The sequence below is a fragment of the Bradyrhizobium sp. HKCCYLS1011 genome, from assembly GCF_051167795.1.
Lineage (GTDB): Bacteria > Pseudomonadota > Alphaproteobacteria > Rhizobiales > Xanthobacteraceae > Bradyrhizobium.
In genome coordinates this window covers 370,652-387,985 of sequence record NZ_JBNPTT010000004.1, presented here as the reverse complement: position 1 = coordinate 387,985, position 17,334 = coordinate 370,652, and the positions used below count along the sequence as shown (strand labels likewise).

General features: G+C 62.9%; 19 protein-coding genes. 5 read left to right on the top strand and 14 right to left on the bottom strand.

Annotated features, from left to right (window positions below; translation table 11 throughout):
* Positions 1 to 65 precede the first annotated feature (65 nt).
* Entirely contained in the window at positions 66 to 1,238 is a 1,173-nt protein-coding gene (locus ACQR1W_RS14840; protein ID WP_434851458.1) for a phosphoserine transaminase, read from the bottom strand.
* Positions 1,239 to 1,378: 140 nt separating this feature from the next.
* Positions 1,379 to 1,669, bottom strand: coding sequence for a hypothetical protein (locus ACQR1W_RS14835; protein WP_008968952.1), 291 nt, complete (start codon positions 1,667 to 1,669; stop codon positions 1,379 to 1,381).
* Positions 1,670 to 1,797: 128 nt separating this feature from the next.
* Between ACQR1W_RS14835 and ACQR1W_RS14830 the strand changes: the two genes are divergently transcribed.
* On the top strand, positions 1,798 to 2,784 hold the full coding sequence (locus ACQR1W_RS14830) for an aldo/keto reductase (RefSeq protein WP_434851457.1): 987 nt from the start codon (positions 1,798 to 1,800) through the stop codon (positions 2,782 to 2,784).
* On the top strand, positions 2,781 to 3,626 hold the full coding sequence (locus tag ACQR1W_RS14825) for an amidohydrolase family protein (protein WP_434851456.1): 846 nt from the start codon (positions 2,781 to 2,783) through the stop codon (positions 3,624 to 3,626). Before ACQR1W_RS14830 ends, ACQR1W_RS14825 begins: the two co-directional genes overlap by 4 nt.
* 7 nt (positions 3,627 to 3,633) lie before the next feature.
* Here ACQR1W_RS14825 and ACQR1W_RS14820 read toward each other — a convergent pair whose 3' ends face one another.
* The 6 genes from ACQR1W_RS14820 to ACQR1W_RS14795 form a co-directional block, all read right to left on the bottom strand.
* Positions 3,634 to 4,101 (bottom strand): GNAT family N-acetyltransferase, encoded by a 468-nt coding sequence (locus ACQR1W_RS14820; RefSeq protein WP_434851455.1) that lies wholly within the window; start codon positions 4,099 to 4,101, stop codon positions 3,634 to 3,636.
* 17 nt (positions 4,102 to 4,118) lie between these two features.
* On the bottom strand, positions 4,119 to 4,709 hold the full coding sequence (locus ACQR1W_RS14815; RefSeq protein WP_434851454.1) for a glutathione S-transferase family protein: 591 nt from the start codon (positions 4,707 to 4,709) through the stop codon (positions 4,119 to 4,121).
* A gap of 85 nt (positions 4,710 to 4,794) precedes the next feature.
* Positions 4,795 to 5,646 carry an outer membrane protein gene (locus tag ACQR1W_RS14810; protein WP_434851453.1) on the bottom strand — a complete coding sequence of 284 codons (852 nt, stop codon included), beginning with the start codon at positions 5,644 to 5,646 and terminating at the stop codon, positions 4,795 to 4,797.
* A 183-nt stretch (positions 5,647 to 5,829) separates the two neighbouring features.
* Positions 5,830 to 6,666 (bottom strand): outer membrane protein, encoded by an 837-nt coding sequence (locus ACQR1W_RS14805; RefSeq protein WP_434851452.1) that lies wholly within the window; start codon positions 6,664 to 6,666, stop codon positions 5,830 to 5,832.
* Between the two features lie 342 nt (positions 6,667 to 7,008).
* Complete coding sequence (glmM, locus tag ACQR1W_RS14800; RefSeq protein ID WP_434851451.1) at positions 7,009 to 8,358, bottom strand: phosphoglucosamine mutase; 1,350 nt, start codon at positions 8,356 to 8,358, stop codon at positions 7,009 to 7,011.
* Positions 8,359 to 8,559: 201 nt separating this feature from the next.
* Positions 8,560 to 8,718, bottom strand: a complete 159-nt coding sequence (locus ACQR1W_RS14795; RefSeq protein WP_008968944.1) for a hypothetical protein — start codon at positions 8,716 to 8,718, stop codon at positions 8,560 to 8,562.
* A 135-nt stretch (positions 8,719 to 8,853) separates the two neighbouring features.
* Between ACQR1W_RS14795 and ACQR1W_RS14790 the strand changes: the two genes are divergently transcribed.
* Entirely contained in the window at positions 8,854 to 9,990 is a 1,137-nt protein-coding gene (locus ACQR1W_RS14790) for an alpha-hydroxy acid oxidase (protein WP_434851450.1), read from the top strand.
* 311 nt (positions 9,991 to 10,301) lie between these two features.
* Here the strand turns inward: ACQR1W_RS14790 and ACQR1W_RS14785 are convergent, their stop codons facing one another.
* Entirely contained in the window at positions 10,302 to 11,936 is a 1,635-nt protein-coding gene (locus tag ACQR1W_RS14785; protein WP_434851449.1) for an ATP-binding protein, read from the bottom strand.
* The gene (locus ACQR1W_RS14780; protein ID WP_434851448.1) at positions 11,937 to 12,551 is read right to left on the bottom strand and encodes a response regulator transcription factor; all 615 of its coding nucleotides are present in this window, start codon (positions 12,549 to 12,551) and stop codon (positions 11,937 to 11,939) included.
* A gap of 270 nt (positions 12,552 to 12,821) precedes the next feature.
* Between ACQR1W_RS14780 and ACQR1W_RS14775 the strand changes: the two genes are divergently transcribed.
* Positions 12,822 to 13,061 (top strand): hypothetical protein, encoded by a 240-nt coding sequence (locus ACQR1W_RS14775; RefSeq protein ID WP_434851447.1) that lies wholly within the window; start codon positions 12,822 to 12,824, stop codon positions 13,059 to 13,061.
* Between the two features lie 146 nt (positions 13,062 to 13,207).
* Positions 13,208 to 13,642, top strand: a complete 435-nt coding sequence (locus ACQR1W_RS14770) for a hypothetical protein (protein ID WP_434851446.1) — start codon at positions 13,208 to 13,210, stop codon at positions 13,640 to 13,642.
* A gap of 681 nt (positions 13,643 to 14,323) precedes the next feature.
* On the opposite strand, the gene ACQR1W_RS14765 is transcribed toward ACQR1W_RS14770, so the two are convergent.
* From ACQR1W_RS14765 to ACQR1W_RS14750, 4 genes are all read right to left on the bottom strand, one after another.
* Entirely contained in the window at positions 14,324 to 14,941 is a 618-nt protein-coding gene (locus ACQR1W_RS14765; RefSeq protein WP_008968937.1) for a hypothetical protein, read from the bottom strand.
* Positions 14,942 to 15,055: 114 nt separating this feature from the next.
* Positions 15,056 to 15,679, bottom strand: coding sequence for a hypothetical protein (locus tag ACQR1W_RS14760; RefSeq protein WP_434851445.1), 624 nt, complete (start codon positions 15,677 to 15,679; stop codon positions 15,056 to 15,058).
* A 104-nt stretch (positions 15,680 to 15,783) separates the two neighbouring features.
* On the bottom strand, positions 15,784 to 16,629 hold the full coding sequence (locus tag ACQR1W_RS14755) for a shikimate dehydrogenase (RefSeq protein ID WP_434851444.1): 846 nt from the start codon (positions 16,627 to 16,629) through the stop codon (positions 15,784 to 15,786).
* Between the two features lie 31 nt (positions 16,630 to 16,660).
* Positions 16,661 to 17,302, bottom strand: a complete 642-nt coding sequence (locus tag ACQR1W_RS14750) for a YoaK family protein (protein ID WP_434851443.1) — start codon at positions 17,300 to 17,302, stop codon at positions 16,661 to 16,663.
* Positions 17,303 to 17,334: the final 32 nt, after the last annotated feature.

Here is a 17,334-nt window from a genome sequence, read left to right as displayed (position 1 = left end):
GGTGGGCACGCTCCGCTTTGCCCACCCTACGTATTTGCACGCGGCGAAAGCCCGTCAGCTAACTATCAAGCCGCCTTCGGCAGCGCCGCCTTGGCCTCAGTGAAGGCCCAGTCGATCCACTGCGTCAGCAGCTCGACATCCTTCGCCTCCACCGTGGCGCCGCACCAGATGCGCAGGCCTGCCGGCGCGTCGCGATAATGAGCGAAGTCGAAACCGGCGTTCTCCTTCTCGACCAGCGCCACCAGCTTCTTCGCGAACTCGGCCTGGGCATCGGCCGACAGCGAGGTGATGGCGGGGTCGATCACCTTCAGGCACACCGAGGTGTTGGAGCGGATTGCCGGGTCCTTGGCGAGGAAATCGATCCAAGGCGTCCGCGCCTTCCAGTCGGCGAGCACCTTGGTGTTGGCATCGGCGCGCGCGATCAGGGCCTTCAGGCCGCCGACTGACTTGCCCCAGTTCAGCGCGTCCAGATAGTCCTCGACGCAGAGCATCGACGGCGTGTTGATAGTCTCGCCCTCGAAGATGCCGGCATTGAGCTTGCCGCCCTTGGTGAGGCGGAAGATCTTCGGCAGCGGCCAGGCGGGCTTGTAGGTCTCGAGCCGCTCCACCGCGCGGGGGCTGAGGATCAGCATGCCATGCGCCGCCTCGCCGCCGAGCGCCTTCTGCCAGGAGAAGGTGACGACGTCGAGCTTCGGCCAGTCGAGCGGCTGCGCGAACGCCGCAGAGGTGGCGTCGCAGATCGTCAGGCCGGCGCGGTCAGCGCTGATCCAGTCGGCATTCGGCACGCGCACGCCCGAGGTGGTGCCGTTCCAGGTGAAGATGATATCGGTCGCAGGGTCGACCTTGGAGAGATCCGGAATCTCGCCGTAAGCCGCGTGCAGCTTGGTGACATCCTTGAGCTTCAGCTCCTTGACGATGTCGCTGACCCAGCCTTCGCCGAAGGATTCCCAGGCGATGGTGGTGACAGCTCGCGCGCCGAGCAGCGACCATAGCGCCATTTCGACTGCGCCGGTGTCGGAGGCCGGCACGATGCCGATCTTGTAGTCGGCCGGCACTTCGAGCACCTCGCGGGTCAACTCGATGGCCTGCTTCAGCTTGGCCTTACCGATCTTGGCGCGATGGGAACGGCCGAGCGCCGCATCCTTGAGATTTTCGGGGGTCCAGCCGGGGCGCTTGGCGCAGGGGCCGGAAGAAAAATGCGGCACGACCGGCCGCTGAGCGGGCTTCGCTGCAGTCATGATCTACCCTTCCAGATAGTAAGCCTCCCGTTGGGGGGAGGTGTCCCGCCGTCGTGACTAAAGGAAACGCGCTGCAGCGTCAAGGAAGTTCGCGCGCGGCGCGAGATCGCTCACGCGGATGTGGCCGCTTGCGGCGTTCGCTACTCCGGCGCCGCGCCGAGCGGCGCCTGTCCCGCCGGCGGACGATGCAGAAATGTCATCGACGCATAAGCGCCGATCCACGAACCGATCGCGGCGAAGCCGACATAGACCCAGTTCTCGGTGTAGCTGATCACCGCGAAGGAGGAGAGCATGTACCAGATCGAGCTCCAGGTGGCCGCGGAGACACGCCGCCGCGCCACCACGGCCGAGGTGAACATCACATAGACCGCATCCGTCGCCGCGGTCGCAAGCACGACGCCGAGCGCCGTGAGCGGGTTGATCGCCGACATCGCACCTCCTCCCCTCATCCCTGTGCCGTGCCGCACAAACCGACTTCATTGTCTCGTCAATGACGATCATGCACAATGCGGCGGGGCAGCCACATGCGCGGGCACGCGCCAACAAAAAGGATACAGCAATGGAACGCGTCCGTCTCGGGAGGAGCGGTCTCGAACTCACCCAACTCGGTCTTGGCACCGCCCCATTGGGCGGGCTGTTCACAGCGGTCAGCGATGATGATGCAGAAGCGACGATCGCGCGCGCATGGTCGCTCGGCGTCCGCTATTTCGACACGGCGCCGCTCTACGGCTTCGGCCTCGCCGAACAGCGGCTCGGGCGCTTCCTGCGCACGCAGCCGCGGGACAGCTATGTGGTCTCGACCAAAGTCGGCCGGCTGCTGCGAGCGGCCGGTTCCGCTTCGGTGGAAGACGACCACTACAAGGGCGTGCCGGACCTGCGGCCGCAATTCGATTTCAGCTATGACGGCGTGATGCGCTCGGTCGACGAGAGCCTCGCGCGGCTTGGTCTCGATCGCATCGATATCCTGCTGGTGCACGATCCCGACGAGCATTTTGCCGATGCTGTCGACGGCGCGTTCCGCGCGCTGCAGCGGCTGCGTGAGGATGGTTCGGTCAAGGCGATCGGCGCCGGCATGAACCAGTCGGAGATGCTGGCGCGCTTTGCCGAGCGGGTGCCGGTCGACTGCTTCCTGCTGGCCGGCCGCTATACCTTGCTCGACCAGGGCGCATTGGCTGAGCTGTTCCCGATCTGCCGGGCCCAGAACATCGGCATCATTCTCGGCGGCATCTACAACAGCGGCATCCTGGCCGACGCCTACGGCGCGGCAAAGTTCAACTACGAAGACGCCGATGCCGCCCTCGTTGCACGCGCACGTGAGCTCGATGACCTGTGCAAGCAACACGGCACCGCGCTGAAGGCTGCGGCTATCCAATTCTGTCTTGCGCATCCGGCGGTCACGGTGGCGTTGCAAGGCGCGCGCACGGCTGACGAGGCGGCCGAAAACATAGCGATGGCGGGGAAGCTGGTGCCATCGGCCTTCTGGCGGGAGTTGCGCGCACGCAACCTGGTTGACCCGCAGGCGCCGCTGCCGGGAGATCTTCCATGATCATCGATGCCCACCAGCACTTCTGGGATCCTGCAAGCGCCGACTATCCGTGGATGCAGGGCGAGGCGTTGGCGCCGATCCGCCGCGCCTTCGGTCCCGCCGATCTGGCGCCGCTGCTGAGCAAGAACGGAATCGATGCCAGCATTCTCGTGCAGACCCGCTCCGCGCTCGCGGAGACTGAGGAATTTTTAAACATCGCCGACGCGACGCCTTTCGTCGCCGGCGTGGTCGGCTGGGTCGATCTGACCGACCCCGGCGTCGGCGAGACAATTGACCGGCTGCGCACCCTGCCCGGCGGGGCCAAGCTGATCGGCATCCGCCACCAGGTGCATGACGAGATTGATCCTGATTGGCTCTCGCGCGGCGACGTACAGCGCGGGCTTGCGACCGTCGTTGCGCGCGACGTGACTTATGACTTTCTGGTCCGCACCCGCGAGCTGCCGGCGGCGATCGCGACCGCGCGCGCCTTCCCGCATGGCCGCTTCGTGCTCGACCATTGCGCCAAGCCGCCGATCGCAACCGGCTTCGATCAGTCCTGGGCGGACCGGCTCGCCGAGCTTGCCGCCTGCGGCAATGTCTGGTGCAAGGTTTCGGGTCTGGCGACCGAAGCCGTGTGGGACGATTGGGACGCCGACCGGCTGTATCCCTCCGTCGCGCATGCCGCGCGCTGCTTCGGCGAGGACAGGCTGATGTTCGGCTCGGACTGGCCGGTCTGCCTGCTCGCGGGCGACTATGGCGCCATCAAGCGCGCACTGGAGCGATGTCTGGCAAAGCTCGGTCCGCACTTTCGTGACAAGGCATTCGGCGAGAATGCCAAGACGGCGTATCGGCTGCCGGTCTAGCCCGGCCTCAAAACCGGATCGTCATGCCGACATGGCTGCGCTCAAAGCCGAGCCGCTCATAAAAGCGCTGGGCATCGACGCGGCTGTGATGGGTGAGCAGCTCGATCAGCTTGCACCGCCGTTCGCGGGCCTGTCCGACCGCCCATTGCAACAGCTGTTCGCCAATGCCACGGCTGCGCTGGTCGGACGCGACGCGGACATCCTCGACCAATGCGCGTGAGGCGCCTTGCGAGCTCAGGCCGGGCAAGATGCAGAGCTGCAGGCAACCGACCACCCGGCCCGCCTCCTCCGCAACGACAAGCGTGAGATTGGGATCACGAACGATCGCTTCGAACGCGGCAAAATACACGGCCGGCAGCGGATCCTCGATCCGTTCGCGCGCGCGGCCGAGATGGTCGTCGGCCAGCATCGCGACGATGGCGGCGACGTCGTCGCGGCACGCATTGCGGATCGTGATGGCGGGTGTCTCTGGCATGAACCGTCCTGATGATATCAACTGACCGGGGCGAGGCCGAGCGCAGCTTCCGCATCGCCGATCCAGCGCCGGATCGCGCTATAGCGGGCAAGATCGAAGCCGCCCTGATGCGCCATCCGCGTGTACGCCAGCAGCGCGACATCGGCGAGCGAGAGCGCCTCGCCGACCAGGAAGCGCGCGGCTTCGAGTTGACGCTCCATGTGATCGAGCGCGCGATAGCCGCGCGTGACGAGATTGGGATCGAGCGCGTCGACAGATTTGCCGAGATAGGCCACCTGGAATCGCGCCACCGCGATATAGGGCTCGTGGCTGTACTGCTCCCAGAACAGCCAGGAATCCATTTGCGCGGCTGCAAAGGCATTCGCGGGAATGAAGCGGCTGTCGCGCGCCAGGTAGCGGATGATGGCGTTGGATTGCGCGAGCGTGCGGCCGTCGTCGAACACGACGGTGGGCACTTGTCCCCAGGGATTGAGCGCGAGGAAATCGGCGGTGCGGGTCTCGCCCTTCACCACGTCGACATCGACCCAATCATAGGGCAGCGCGAGCTGATCGCACACCCATTTCACCTTGAGACAATTGCCCGATATGCGATCGCCGTAGATTTTCATGTCGCCGCCCCGTGATAAATCACAGAGCAGCAGGTGAGCACGATGGTGTCAACCGCCGGAAGCGATCAGCAGGCCCGAGAAAGTTTCAGAACTTATAGCCGAGACCGGCGCGCACCGTGTTGATATTGGTATCGACGCTGGTGGTGAAGCGGACGTATTCATATTCAAAGCGGGCAAACAGTCCGGCGACCAGATTGACATCGACACCAAGACCGGCGGAATAGCCGTAGATGAGGCGATTATGCTGGCCTTCGGCTGCGCTCAGTGACGCGCAGAACGGCGGCGTTGCGCTGTTGCAGGGCGAGACCGCAACGGCGTAGGTCGTGGCATAATTGTCGTCGACGGACACGGTCCGGGTGGTATCGGCTTTTCCCAGTGCCAGCCCGAAGAATGCGTAGGGCAGGAAGCTGCCCATAGCGTAGCCGGCCCGACCGCGAATAGTGGCCATGTCGGAGATCGATATGGACGACGTCGCGGTCGACGTGACGGCATGATAGAAGCCGTTCACGGGAGAGCTAAATGAACGCGACATGCTCGCGGACGCGGTACCACCGAAGGAGCCGTGCATATAGCTCATTTCAACGCCGAGGACGACGTCATCCCACTGAGAGTTATATCCTGCGAAGGCTCCATAGGCACTGGTTTGCGCCGTCGTCTTTCCGAAGGGGAGTGGCCACTGCGACACGCCATAGGCGCTTTCTATGGCAGTGTTGGCGAGCAGAGCGGCCGTCATCGTCTGATTGCTGCCGCTGAAACTCTCGTCCGACGAGCCGTAGCCGCCCTGAGCACCGACATAGAAGCCTTCCCAATTGGTCGTGGAGGTGGTGAGGCCGTCGGTGACGCTGCCCCGCAGAATGGGCAGGTCAGGCAGATCGGCGGCATGGGCAGCAGCGGAAACCAGGCCGCACATCACACCCGCCAACACAAGGCTACGCATTGCAACGCTCCAAATCAGACACCTGAACTCTGAGTCCGATCATCGCGCGTTAACCTTAATCATTCGTGTCCAAAGCTGCCGGGCTGCAAATCTTTCAGCCCCGGAGCCGTCACGATCGAGCGGGCAAACGCAAACGGCGCGGGAGGACCCGCGCCGCGAGGAGGTCATGAGTTGGGGCCCTGCTCAGCCCTTGCGGACGATGGGCATCATCGGAGGCGGCGGCGGATTGTCGAAATTCCAGCGCACGCCGAGCTTCAGGTCGTGCGAGGTAATGTCCTTGAACTTGTAATAGTTGCCCGTCGTCGTTCCGTCGTAGGCCGTCAGGATTCCGGTCCGCCCTTCCCCCATGTCGACGTAGCTGTAGGCAAGCTCGAGCACGAGGTTGGGACTGACCTGATAGGCGACACCCGCATGGGCCGCCCAGGCGAAATTCCACTTCGAGGCGCTCGGTGCGCTGGCGAAGCTCGGAACGCCCGTGAAGCTGTTGATGCCGGTATCGGTGAAGTTCGAGATGGTCACGCGCGCGCCGCCAACGCCGGCGCCGATGAAGGGAGTGATGCACCACCAGGTGCCGAGATCGACATAGGCGTTGGCCAGAACCAACCATTCGGATTTGCTGGCGCTGTAATTGTCGATGCCGGAATAAGGCGTACCGAATGCAGTCGCGGTGAAACGGTCCGTCCCCTTGAAGTTCGAATTGCCGCGGTACTGCCCGGTGACGTCGGCACGGAACCAGTTGTTGAAGCGGTAGCCGACGCCGACGCCGAAGATGCCGGCGGTGTCGAAGGCCGTGGTCTGGCTGAACGACGTCATCGGCGTATAGGCCGACTCCCGGGTGTAATGAACGTTACTTGTCCGCTGATTGCTGAAGCCGATTTCGCCGCGCAGGTACCAACCGCCGAAGTCGGCCGGCGGCGGCGCGTAAACCGGCGGAGGCGCAATCGGCATGTCGGCTGCAAAGGCCAGTGTGGAAAACAGTGAGGCCGCTCCTGCGGCGATCAAAGACTTAACGCTACGCATTGCCTACGTCCCTTTGGCCGGTGAGGCGGCCGAAATCCGGGCCCCACATCAAAACTGACGGCCTTACGATGGCAGCAATTGCTTAAGCGGCGCTTAACCCTAATAATTAAGGTTGATATCTGCTTACCGTGCCAGATCATGAACGGGCGCGGCTCACGCCCTCAGCAACATTTCCTAACAATGTATTGACGAACCAAGCGGCGAACTTGCGCCTGCGCGTTCTGATGAGTACACGCGAACCGGATTTCAGCACGAACTAACAATGTTCGAAGACAGTTGAGCCGGCCGTCAACTCAATGACGACCGGCCCGAGACGTCGCGAAGCAGAAACGAACTAACAGCTTACGCCGCTGCGGCGGCGTGGCCGAGCGCATCGACAATGTTGTCGACGACCTCTTCGACTAGGATGCGGTCGTCACCCTCGCCCATGACCCGGATCACGGGCTCGGTGCCGGAGGAGCGCACCAGCAGCCGGCCGTGGCCGTTGAGCCGCTTCTGGCCGCTGTCGATCGCAGCTTTCACCTCGGCGTCGTCGAGCGGCTTGCCGCTGCGATAGCGCACGTTCTTGAGGATCTGTGGCAGCGGATCGAAGCGATGGCAGACTTCGGAGACCGGCCTGCGCAGCTTCTGCACCGTGGCCAGCACCTGCAGGGCCGCGACGAAGCCGTCACCGGTGGTCGCGTAGTCCGACAGGATGATATGGCCGGACTGTTCGCCGCCGAGATTGTAGCCGCCGGCCAGCATGCGCTCGAGCACGTATCGGTCGCCGACCGGCGTGCGCACCAGCTCCAGCCCCTGCCCCTGCAGGAAGCGCTCCAGGCCGAGATTGGACATCACGGTGGCGACGATGCCGGGCCGCGCCAGCCGGCCGTCTTCCTTCCAGCTCTGCGCGATCACCGCAAGCAGCTGATCGCCGTCGACGAGGTGGCCGCGCTCATCGACCAGGATGACGCGATCGGCATCGCCGTCGAGCGCGATACCGATATCGGCGCGCATCTCCCGCACCTTGCGGCACAGCGCCTCCGGCGAGGTCGAGCCGCATTCCTTGTTGATGTTGAAGCCGTCGGGCTCGACACCGATCGCGATGACGTCGGCGCCCAATTCCCACAACGCTTCCGGCACCACCTTGTAGGCGGCGCCGTTGGCGCAATCGACGACGACGCGCAGGCCATCGAGCGAGATGTCGCGCGGCAGCGTGCGCTTGGCGAATTCGATGTAGCGGTCATGCACGCCATCGATACGGCGGGCGCGCCCAAGGCTCGCGCTCTGCGCCAGCTTCTTGTCGAGCGACTCGTCGAGCAGCTGCTCGATCTGCTTTTCGACCTCATCGGAGAGCTTGAAGCCCTGCGGCCCGAACAGCTTGATTCCGTTGTCCTCGAACAGATTGTGCGAGGCCGAGATCATGACGCCGAGATCGGCGCGCATCGACTTGGTGAGCATCGCCACCGCCGGCGTCGGCATCGGACCGACCAGAAGCACGTCCATACCGACCGAGGTGAAGCCCGCCACCATGGCGTATTCGATCATGTAGCCGGACAGGCGGGTATCCTTGCCGATCACGACGCGATGGCGATGGTCGCCCCGCTGAAACAGAAGACCCGCGGCCTGGCCAACCTTGAGCGCGAGTTCCGGCGTGATCAGGCCGTTGGCGCGGCCACGTATCCCATCCGTCCCGAAATAGTTACGGCTCATAAAACCCCCAGCAACAGCCCCCTGGATTCCCGTACCGGGGTCGCGAATCAGTCGATCCGTTCCAATCACCGGCCAGCCGCGGGGTTATAATCGCGTTACTGCTAAGATGGCTTCAAAAAATATGATGAATCATTACCGCAAAATTTCCGCATTGCGGTCAAACCATTGTTAACACTGATGTTTATCGAAGGAAGTAGCGCTTTATTGGCGTCGCCCTCTACCGCCTTTGTCGCGAGACGGCGCCGGCTGCGCCGCGCTCACGGGGTCCGAAGCCGGGAAGGTTTCTTCCAGTCCCTCCTCCAGCTCTTCCTCGAGCCGCGCCTTTTCCTTGGCATCACGGTCTTTCGGCTTCGTGCTCATGGCTGGCCTTCTCTCCGCTTGTGTTGACGCCTCGGCCCCCACACCAGTTCCAAGTTCGATTTGGCAGCTGCCGCAAAGATGCTAGATGACACCCCGCGGGCCAAAAGCAAGACGGGGACCGGGAGGCAAATAGCGATGAAGCACATCACCTGCATCGAGGATCTGCGCGAGTTGCACAAGCGCCGCGTGCCCAAGGCCTTCTTCGACTATGCCGATCGCGGCTCCTATGCCGAGGAGACCCTGCGCGCCAATCGCGAGGACCTGCAGAAGCTCAAGTTCCGGCAGCGCATCCTGGTCGACGTCTCCAAGCGCGACCTGTCGACCACGATCCTGGGCGAGCCATCCACGCTGCCGATCATCCTTGCCCCCGTCGGGCTGTTGGGCATGCAGCATGGCGACGGCGAGATCCATGCCTGCCGCGCCGCGCAGGCCGCCGGCATCCCGTTCACGCAGAGCACGATGTCGATCTGCTCGATCGAGGACATCGCAGGCAGCGTGCAGAAGCCCTTCTGGTTTCAGCTCTATGTCATGAAGGACCGCGGCTTCATCAAGGCGCTGATCGAACGCGCGATCGCGGCCAAATGCAGCGCGCTGTGCCTGACCGTCGACCTGCAGGTGATCGGCCAGCGCCATCAGGACATCAAGAACGGCATGAGCGTGCCGCCGGAATGGTCGCTGTCGAAACTGTTCGATTTCGCGACCAAGCCGGCCTGGGTGTCCGGCGTCCTGCAGGGCAAGCGCCGCACCTTCGGCAACATCGCCGGTCACGTGAAGAACACCGAGGATCTCACCAAGCTCTCGGCCTGGACCGCGGCGCAGTTCGACACCAGCCTGAATTGGAAGGACATCGACTGGATCCGCACGATCTGGCCGGGCAAACTGATCCTGAAGGGCATTCACGACGTCGAGGACGCCAAGCTCGCAGCAGACACCGGCGCGCAGGCGTTGGTGGTGTCGAACCATGGCGGCCGTCAGCTCGACGGCGCGCCGTCCTCCATCCACGTGCTCCCCGGCATCGTGGACGCCGTCGGCGACAGGATCGAGATCATGTTCGACGGCGGCATCCGCTCCGGCCAGGACGTGATGCGCGCGCTCGCGCTCGGCGCGAAATCCTGCATGATCGGCCGCGCCTACGCCTATGGCCTCGGCGCCGCCGGACAAGCGGGCGTTGCGAAAGCGATCGACATCATCCGGAATGAGCTCAACACCACCATGGGGCTGTGCGGGATCAATACCATCGCGGAGATCGACCGACACGTGCTGGCCAATTAGGGCGCGCGGACGCGCTTACGCGAAGCCACAGTCTGATTGCAGCAAGCTGCGCGAAAGCCAGGTGGTGCCGGTCATGGCGCGCCGCGACAAAAATGAGGCCGCCGAACCGAAATTCGGCGGCCTCTTATGTCGGCGAGGTTGCGGTGCATCAGCTCCACGTACCAGCCTACAATCACTTCGAGTATGCAAGAGAACTACCGGGTCGAGCCTCGCTGCGTAGCTCGGTAGATTGCTAGCTGGTAGATCTACGGTTTGACGCGCTGCTCTGAGGCGCGCTGGATGACGAAAGCGGCATCAGGCCAGGCCGGTCGTCAATTCGCAGAGGCATCGGGACCCAGTTCGATCGGCAGAATGATTTCGAACTGCGCGCCGCCGCGTTCTCCGGACGACGCCAACAGTTGCCCGCCATGGCGCTCCACGATCATTCGACAGATAGCCAGTCCCAACCCCATTCCCTGGGATTTGGTTGTCACGAAGGCATCGAAGATCGTGTCGAGCCTCTCCGGATCGATGCCGGGTCCGGTGTCCGTTACCTTGATGCCAATCCCATCGTTTGGCCGCGTTTCGGTCGTCAATCGCAAGAGCCGTAGTTTACCTTCGCCTGCTTCCATGGCCTCGATCGCGTTGCGAATGAGGTTGAGTAGGACGTCCTGCAATTGCCCGCGATGGCCCCAGACGGGCGGGAGTTCCGGTTGAAGTGCGGTCTGCACTTCAATGCGGTGGTCTGCCAGTTCGACATGCAGACTCTCCAGGATGTTCGATATGATTTCGTTCATATCGATCGCCGTCCACTGGCGACTGGACTTCCGGAACAGGTCGCGAATGTTATCGAATATCTCACTCGCTCGGCGTCCTTCGGTGACGATATTATTGAGGGCCGACCGCGCCTTTTCGACATCCGGCGGGGTATAGCCCAAAAATCGCAAAGCGGTGCTTCCTCTCATTACGATGGCAGCCAAGGGCTGTTTGACCTCGTGCGAGATCGACGCAACTGCCACTTCCAAGTTCATCAACTTGTTGTCGCGTTCGCGTCGCAACATCGCGTTTGCGCGAGCAAGACGCGTGTACAGCCCTGTCGTCTCCGCAAGCAGGATAACGAGCACGATGGTCGAGGTGGCAATTGACAGCATGCGGCTGACGTAAAATCCAAGGCTAAAGCGGACCACCGTCAGAGCCAGTTCGCCGATCATCGCGCAAATTACCACCATCAACCAGAGATCGAGAATAGATCGCCGGCGGACCCACAACAACACGAGCGAGAGCACACAAACCAGCAAGTCAACTGACGGGACGAACGTACCTAGCGTCGTAAGAGCCGTTGCGCTTGAGAAAAGGCGCGGCAAATACGGATCTGCCCCAATTGCGATTCCCGTCAGTGCCGATACGATTGCAACCGTGACCGCCACGCATCGGCCGATAGCAGACCGGATCGAGCCGCGAATTCCGGACGGCTCGTGTTTCAGCAAGGCATAGGCCGAGAGAGCCGCTGGGAAGCCAAAATGCCAGAAGATATAAAGCCAAGCCGTGGTCTGGATACCCGCGCCAAGGAAGCCTGTCGGAGAAAAAGCCCCCGGAAAAGTCAGCGCATGGGGAATGACAATGAGCGCCGTGAAAAGATAGCCGCCCGCAAGCACCAGAAGCGCGCGTGATCGGGAGATCGAGAACTGGGCGAACAACAGAATCGCCGTGATCAGATCAGTGACGAGAATCGTGGCGTTCAGGAACGGTATGAAGGCGGCAAAGATCGGCAGCGTCACCGATGCGAAGGGAGCAACGGTCACCACGGTGAAGAACAGAAGCACGACTGCCCCGAGCGCGATTCGATTTTGACTGGCTGTCGGCTGGAGATTGATGAGTCCGATCTCGTCGCCGAAGGCCTCGTCGGCCGACGGCCGGTTAAGGGGGGCACCGCCGCACGCAGCTTTCGAAGCAGCCTGGTCGCTCATCTAAAGTTGCGAGAGTCTGCTTGAGAGCCACAGACGGACGAGATCTGGCAGCGCTTTCGCCGCCAGCTTTTCCATGATGTGCGCCCGGTGGAATTCCACGGTGCGCGGGCTGATGCCAAGTTCGATTGCGATCTCCTTATTCGCTTTTCCAGCCACCAGACGCTTGAAGACCTCGTCTTCTCGTGGCGTCAATTTCTGGAGGCTACGGCGCGCCATGTCGGCGTCAACTGCCCCGATATCGCTCTGCTCGGGACGCAGAGCCGCATCAATCGCAGCCAGCAACGCATCAGCTTCAAACGGCTTTTCCAGAAAATCGACAGCCCCCAGCTTCATTGCCGCCACGGCCATGGAGACGTCGCCATGGCCGGTGATCAGCATAAGCGGTAGCTTCGGGCCAGCAGCCCGAAGCTTGCGCAGGAGGGTAAGACCATCCACGCCCGGCATGCGGACGTCGCTGACGATGCAACCGGGCTCCAGCGCCGCGCCTCGCGCCAACAGTTCCTCAGCTCTATTGTAGGCACGAACCTTGTAGCCGGCATCCTCAAGCAGATCGAGCAGAGACTCGCGCATCGCTCGATCATCTTCGACAACATGGATCACGGATTTGCCAGGCACAGCGCTTTCCCTAGCATCAGCCAGCAAGCCTGATAGCAGCCGCGCCACCCCCCAATTTGATCAGGATCAACTCCCTGATTCCGAACAACGCCGTGAACATTCCAGGCCGGACGGGTTTCGGCGCGCCGGATACCGCTCGATCCCGTAGGTTTACTAGCTCGCGAATCCCCGAGTTACTCGCCGATGCGCCCACCGCTAGATTTTTTGCCAATGGTCAAGTGCCCAGGCCGCAAACCGGCGCCGCACTTTTGAAAGGTTCGAGGAGGGCTCATGAAGGCGGTCAATCCTCCAAATGCGCAGCCTGATGACAGTTCGAATGCTGATGCGCTCGCGACCTTTGTCACTGCTCAGAACATTGAGCTCTACAAGGCACGGCTGGCAACCGAAGCGAACCTGAGCAGGCGAAGAGTGCTGCTCGAGCTGCTCGCGAAAGAGTTCGCGAAGCTGCCCAAGAGCAATCTGCCCAAGACACTGAGGCGCGTTGAGGACATGAAGGTGGACCTGTCCTAGACCTTAGTTGCCATCTTCGGTCGGTGTGATGACCCAAACCGCCCCCACGGTTGTCCCCACATCACACGCGAACCGTAAAGGCCGTCGAACGGCAAGTTTCGACGGCCTTTTTTTGAAGTCGCTAGCAGGGCGAGGGAACGGTGGCCATGCCAGATACCAGCAAGCTAGTTATTCTTAGTGCGATTGCAGCAGCACTGAGCGTCGCAGCGGTGCAGTTTGCTCCAGAGCACGATTTGACCGTGGGGCTGTCCAGCGCAGCTTCAACCACAGCCAACTCGGTCAACCGGTCCGCCAAGGCGGACCGTGCACCGGCTCTGCCCGCCATCGGGCAGACTAAGACCATCTCGGCTCATCTTTCTCAGTTTACCGATACGTCGTTTGTCCTCCGTATTCCGGCGGCGCCGGCTCCGGCAGAAGCCGTGCGCAACACAACGGGCACAGCAGCTTCATCATCCCGACCCGTGATCAAGTCTGAGGGGATCAAGCGGCGGGACGCCGAGCGCCCGATCGCCTGCGAGCCGAGCGTGAGCATCCTGACCGAGATTGCCAGGAGTCTGCAGCCCGGCCGCTGCGTGACCTGATCACGAGCGAAACCGAGTGGCGCGAAGCGGAAAATCGACTTTCCGCCCGCGACACCAAATCGCCTCTCCCTGTCGACGATTTGCTGGCGAGGGAGCCGACACGACAACTGTTTCCACGACAGGAATTGTGGATTTCGCGGAGTAGCGTCATGTCCCCCGTCATGCTCAATCAGCCTCGAGCCGATCGTTGCACCATCTTACGGGATGTCCTACGAGACGCTGCCCGAACGGTGCCCGGTCCACAGCGGACTCCATCATTCTTGGCATGCCTCGCCGAGAAGATCTTGAACCTGGCGGCCGACGGCGAGTTGGACCCCGCGAGTCTGCGCCGCTCGGCAATCGAACGGGTGCAGGAGTCATGTCCCAGCTGTCGCGGATGCGACGGCTTGCGGCTGGATCAGCGCGCTCCGACAGGAGAATAACGCCGATTCGAATCCCTGTGAGACGTGCAGGTTCGGTTGAACCTTCGTTTTGTGCTGCCACGCGCGAAACGCAGCTCAGGCGGCGGAAGCGCGACTAGAAAATCGAGTTGATCGAACGCAACAATCCGGAGTGGACTTGAGTGATCCCATTTAGCTGACTAGCTCGCATAACTTCGCAGCCTGGGAGTATGGGTCCCTGCTTTCGCAGGGACGACACTGTTGTTGTGGCCCGCATTGCAGCGGCATAACAAGTTTGCCGTCACATCGGCGGGGTGATGCCATCGCGGCCGACATTGACACGGTTCGCCTCCAGCATGTCGTCCTTCTTGGTGGCGCCGAAGATGATGATCTGCGCTCCGGGTTTCACTTCCGACTTGTCGCCGGCGACGAAGGTGACCACAGGCGTGTCCGGTGGCACCACGACCTTCTTCTCGCCGTCCTTGTACCTGACCAGGATATTCTGACCGTCAGTGCCCTTGACGGTCTGCGCGACGGTCGCGTTGGTCATGGTCGAATTTGCCCGCAGATCCCAGGGCCGGAAACCTTCCGCAGCGCCCCGCTGGTTCTCCGGGAAGATATGCACCGCGATGGCCTTCTGGGTGCCGTCCGGCTGCGGCATGCCGGTCACGCCGATATAGGACCCCTCCTTGATCTCGGACAGCGCGGTCTTGACCACGCCAAACACCGCGACGTTGTCGGTCATCTTGACCTTCACATCGCTGCCCTCGCGGGTCTTGATGGTGAGCACGGGACCATCGACCGCCTCGATCTGGCCGCGAATGCGGACGGTCGTTGGCTGCTGAGCGAGCGCAAGCGTGGAGACGAGACCGAGTGCAAGCGCCGCAAGGCCCGACTTCAAGGACAATAGTTTTGACATAACCTCTCCTACCGATGCTGAACGATCAACCCCTGCGAACCCCGCCGCTGGAAGGCTATTCCTGTGACGGGGGCGCGGCGGATCGTGGGGAACTACGTACCGAAGCGGCGTCTGTTACATCGGCGGGGTGATGCCGTCGCGGCCGACGCTGACGCGGCTGGTCTCGAACGAGCCGTCCGCCAACTGCTTCATGAAGGCGATCACCTTGGCGCCAGCCTTCAGCTCGGACTTGTCGGCGGGCACGAACGTCACGACCGGCGTATCCGGTGTCACATCGACCTTCTTCTCGCCGCCCTTGTACTTGACCATGAGCGTGTGGCCGTCATTAGAGACGACGCTTTCTGACACTGTCGCATTGGTCATGCTGGAATTCGGCTTGAGATCGTATGGCCGAGAGCCCTCGCCGGTGCCGCGCATGTCCTCCGGAAAGATATGCACCTCGACTGCCTTAGGCGCGCCGTCCGGCCCCGGCACCGTGGTGGCGCCGATGAAGGAGCCGACCTTCACGTCTGAAAGCTGCGCCTTGACCACGCCGACGACGCGCAGATCGGGGGTCATATGCAGCTTGACGTCCTCGCCGCTGCGCGACTTCACCGTGATCACGTTGCCATCGACGCTTTCGATGGTGCCGCGCACCCGCGTCGGCACCGGCGCCTGTTGCGCAATTGCGAGCATAGACGGCGCCGCAACCATTGCGAGTACGACAAGAGGACGGATCAAGGCAGAACGAACAGACATGATAGGCTCCGGAGCTTACCAAGGATGAACTCTCATCCAGGTCCCGCACGAAATCGTACGGGTGACGAGGAGTAATACGCCTCGTCGCCGGGCTTATTCCGTCCTCAAGCCCTTGTGAGATCGGCTTCGACCAACGCTCGCAGTTCCCCAGTCACTTGCGGGCGCTCGCCGAACCACAGTTCGAACCCGCGCACCGCCTGGTGCAGCAGCATGCCGAGGCCGTCGACTGTGCGCAGGCCCCTCGCCTGCGCGGATGCCAGCAATTCCGTCTCGAGCGGCACATAGACGAGGTCGGCGACTACGCATTGTTCCGGTAGCGCACCGACGTCCAATGCGAGCGGCGGCTGGCCGTGCATGCCGAGCGAGGTGGTGTTGACGAACAGGCCGGCACGCGGCAGCAGCGCGCCGACGCTGTCCCACCCGGCCGGCACCACGCGCGCGCCGAACTGATCGGCGAGGCCTTGCGCCCGCGCCAAGGTGCGGTTGACGACATGAACGCGGCCGATGCCGCGCTCCAGCAGCCCGAATACGACCGCGCGGGCGGCCCCGCCCGAGCCCAGCACCAGCGCCTCGTCGGTGCGATCCCAACCGGGCACGGCGGCATCGAGATTGTCGACGAAGCCCTCGACGTCGGTGTTGGTCGCACGCAGCACGCCATCGCCGTCGTACCAAAGCGTGTTGGCAGCGCCGACCGCGCGGGCGCGGTCATCGGGCTCGGTCAATGCGAGCACACGCTCCTTGTGCGGGATCGTGACATTGGCGCCGATGAAGCCATGCCTCGCAAGATGCGTGATGAAGTCGGCCAGTTCCTCCGGCGGGACGGCTTCGATCGAGTAGCCGCCGGCAATGCCAAGCTTATGCAGCCAGTGATGGTGGATCAGCGGCGAGCGCGAATGGGCCGCCGGCCAGCCGATCAGGCAGGCGGCGCGGGGCTTGGGAGCGGCGGTCATAGCCGTGACATCGGCCAAGCGGGCCGTTGAGTCAATGCTTGCGCGTGACGGTTGCGGCCACGAACACAGCGAGCAGGAACGCAAATCCGGCGGCAACCCCGATAGCCATCAGGTTGATCCGGAGATAGGTCCAGGCGCCGACGGCCGAACCTGTCACCAGTGCGGCCCAGAGCAGGACGTTGGGAACCCAGCCGAACCAGGGTCCGCCGGTTAGCGCGGCCGCAAGCTGCTGGCCGACCTTGACCAGCGCGCCGGTCACATACGTCAAGCCCAGTCCCCCGCCACCCCGGATCCGGAATGCCGCGTTCTCCAGCCCCATCGCCAGCACGATGCCGGCCACTGCGCTCTGCGGCAGGCCCATCAGGTGGCACAACAACGCCGCGGTCAAAAGCCCACCTTCGACCATCAACAGCTGCACCTGCGAATAGGCGCTGCGAAGGCGCATGATCAGGCTGCCAAGGGCGGCGCCCGCCACGAACAGGCCGATCAGGCCGGCCGCATAGGCCGCGTCCCCCCAATGCGCCTCGGCAAGGCTGACACCCATGCGGGTCGAGTTGCCGCTCATGAAGGAGACGAACAGGCCGCCGAGATGCAGAAAGCCGATGCCGTCGACGAAGCCTGCGAGCGCGCTCAACGCGAGGGCGAGGAAGAGGTTGCGGGGTGAATCAAGCATGCTCAGCTAGAGTCCCGGCGCTAGCGGCCCTT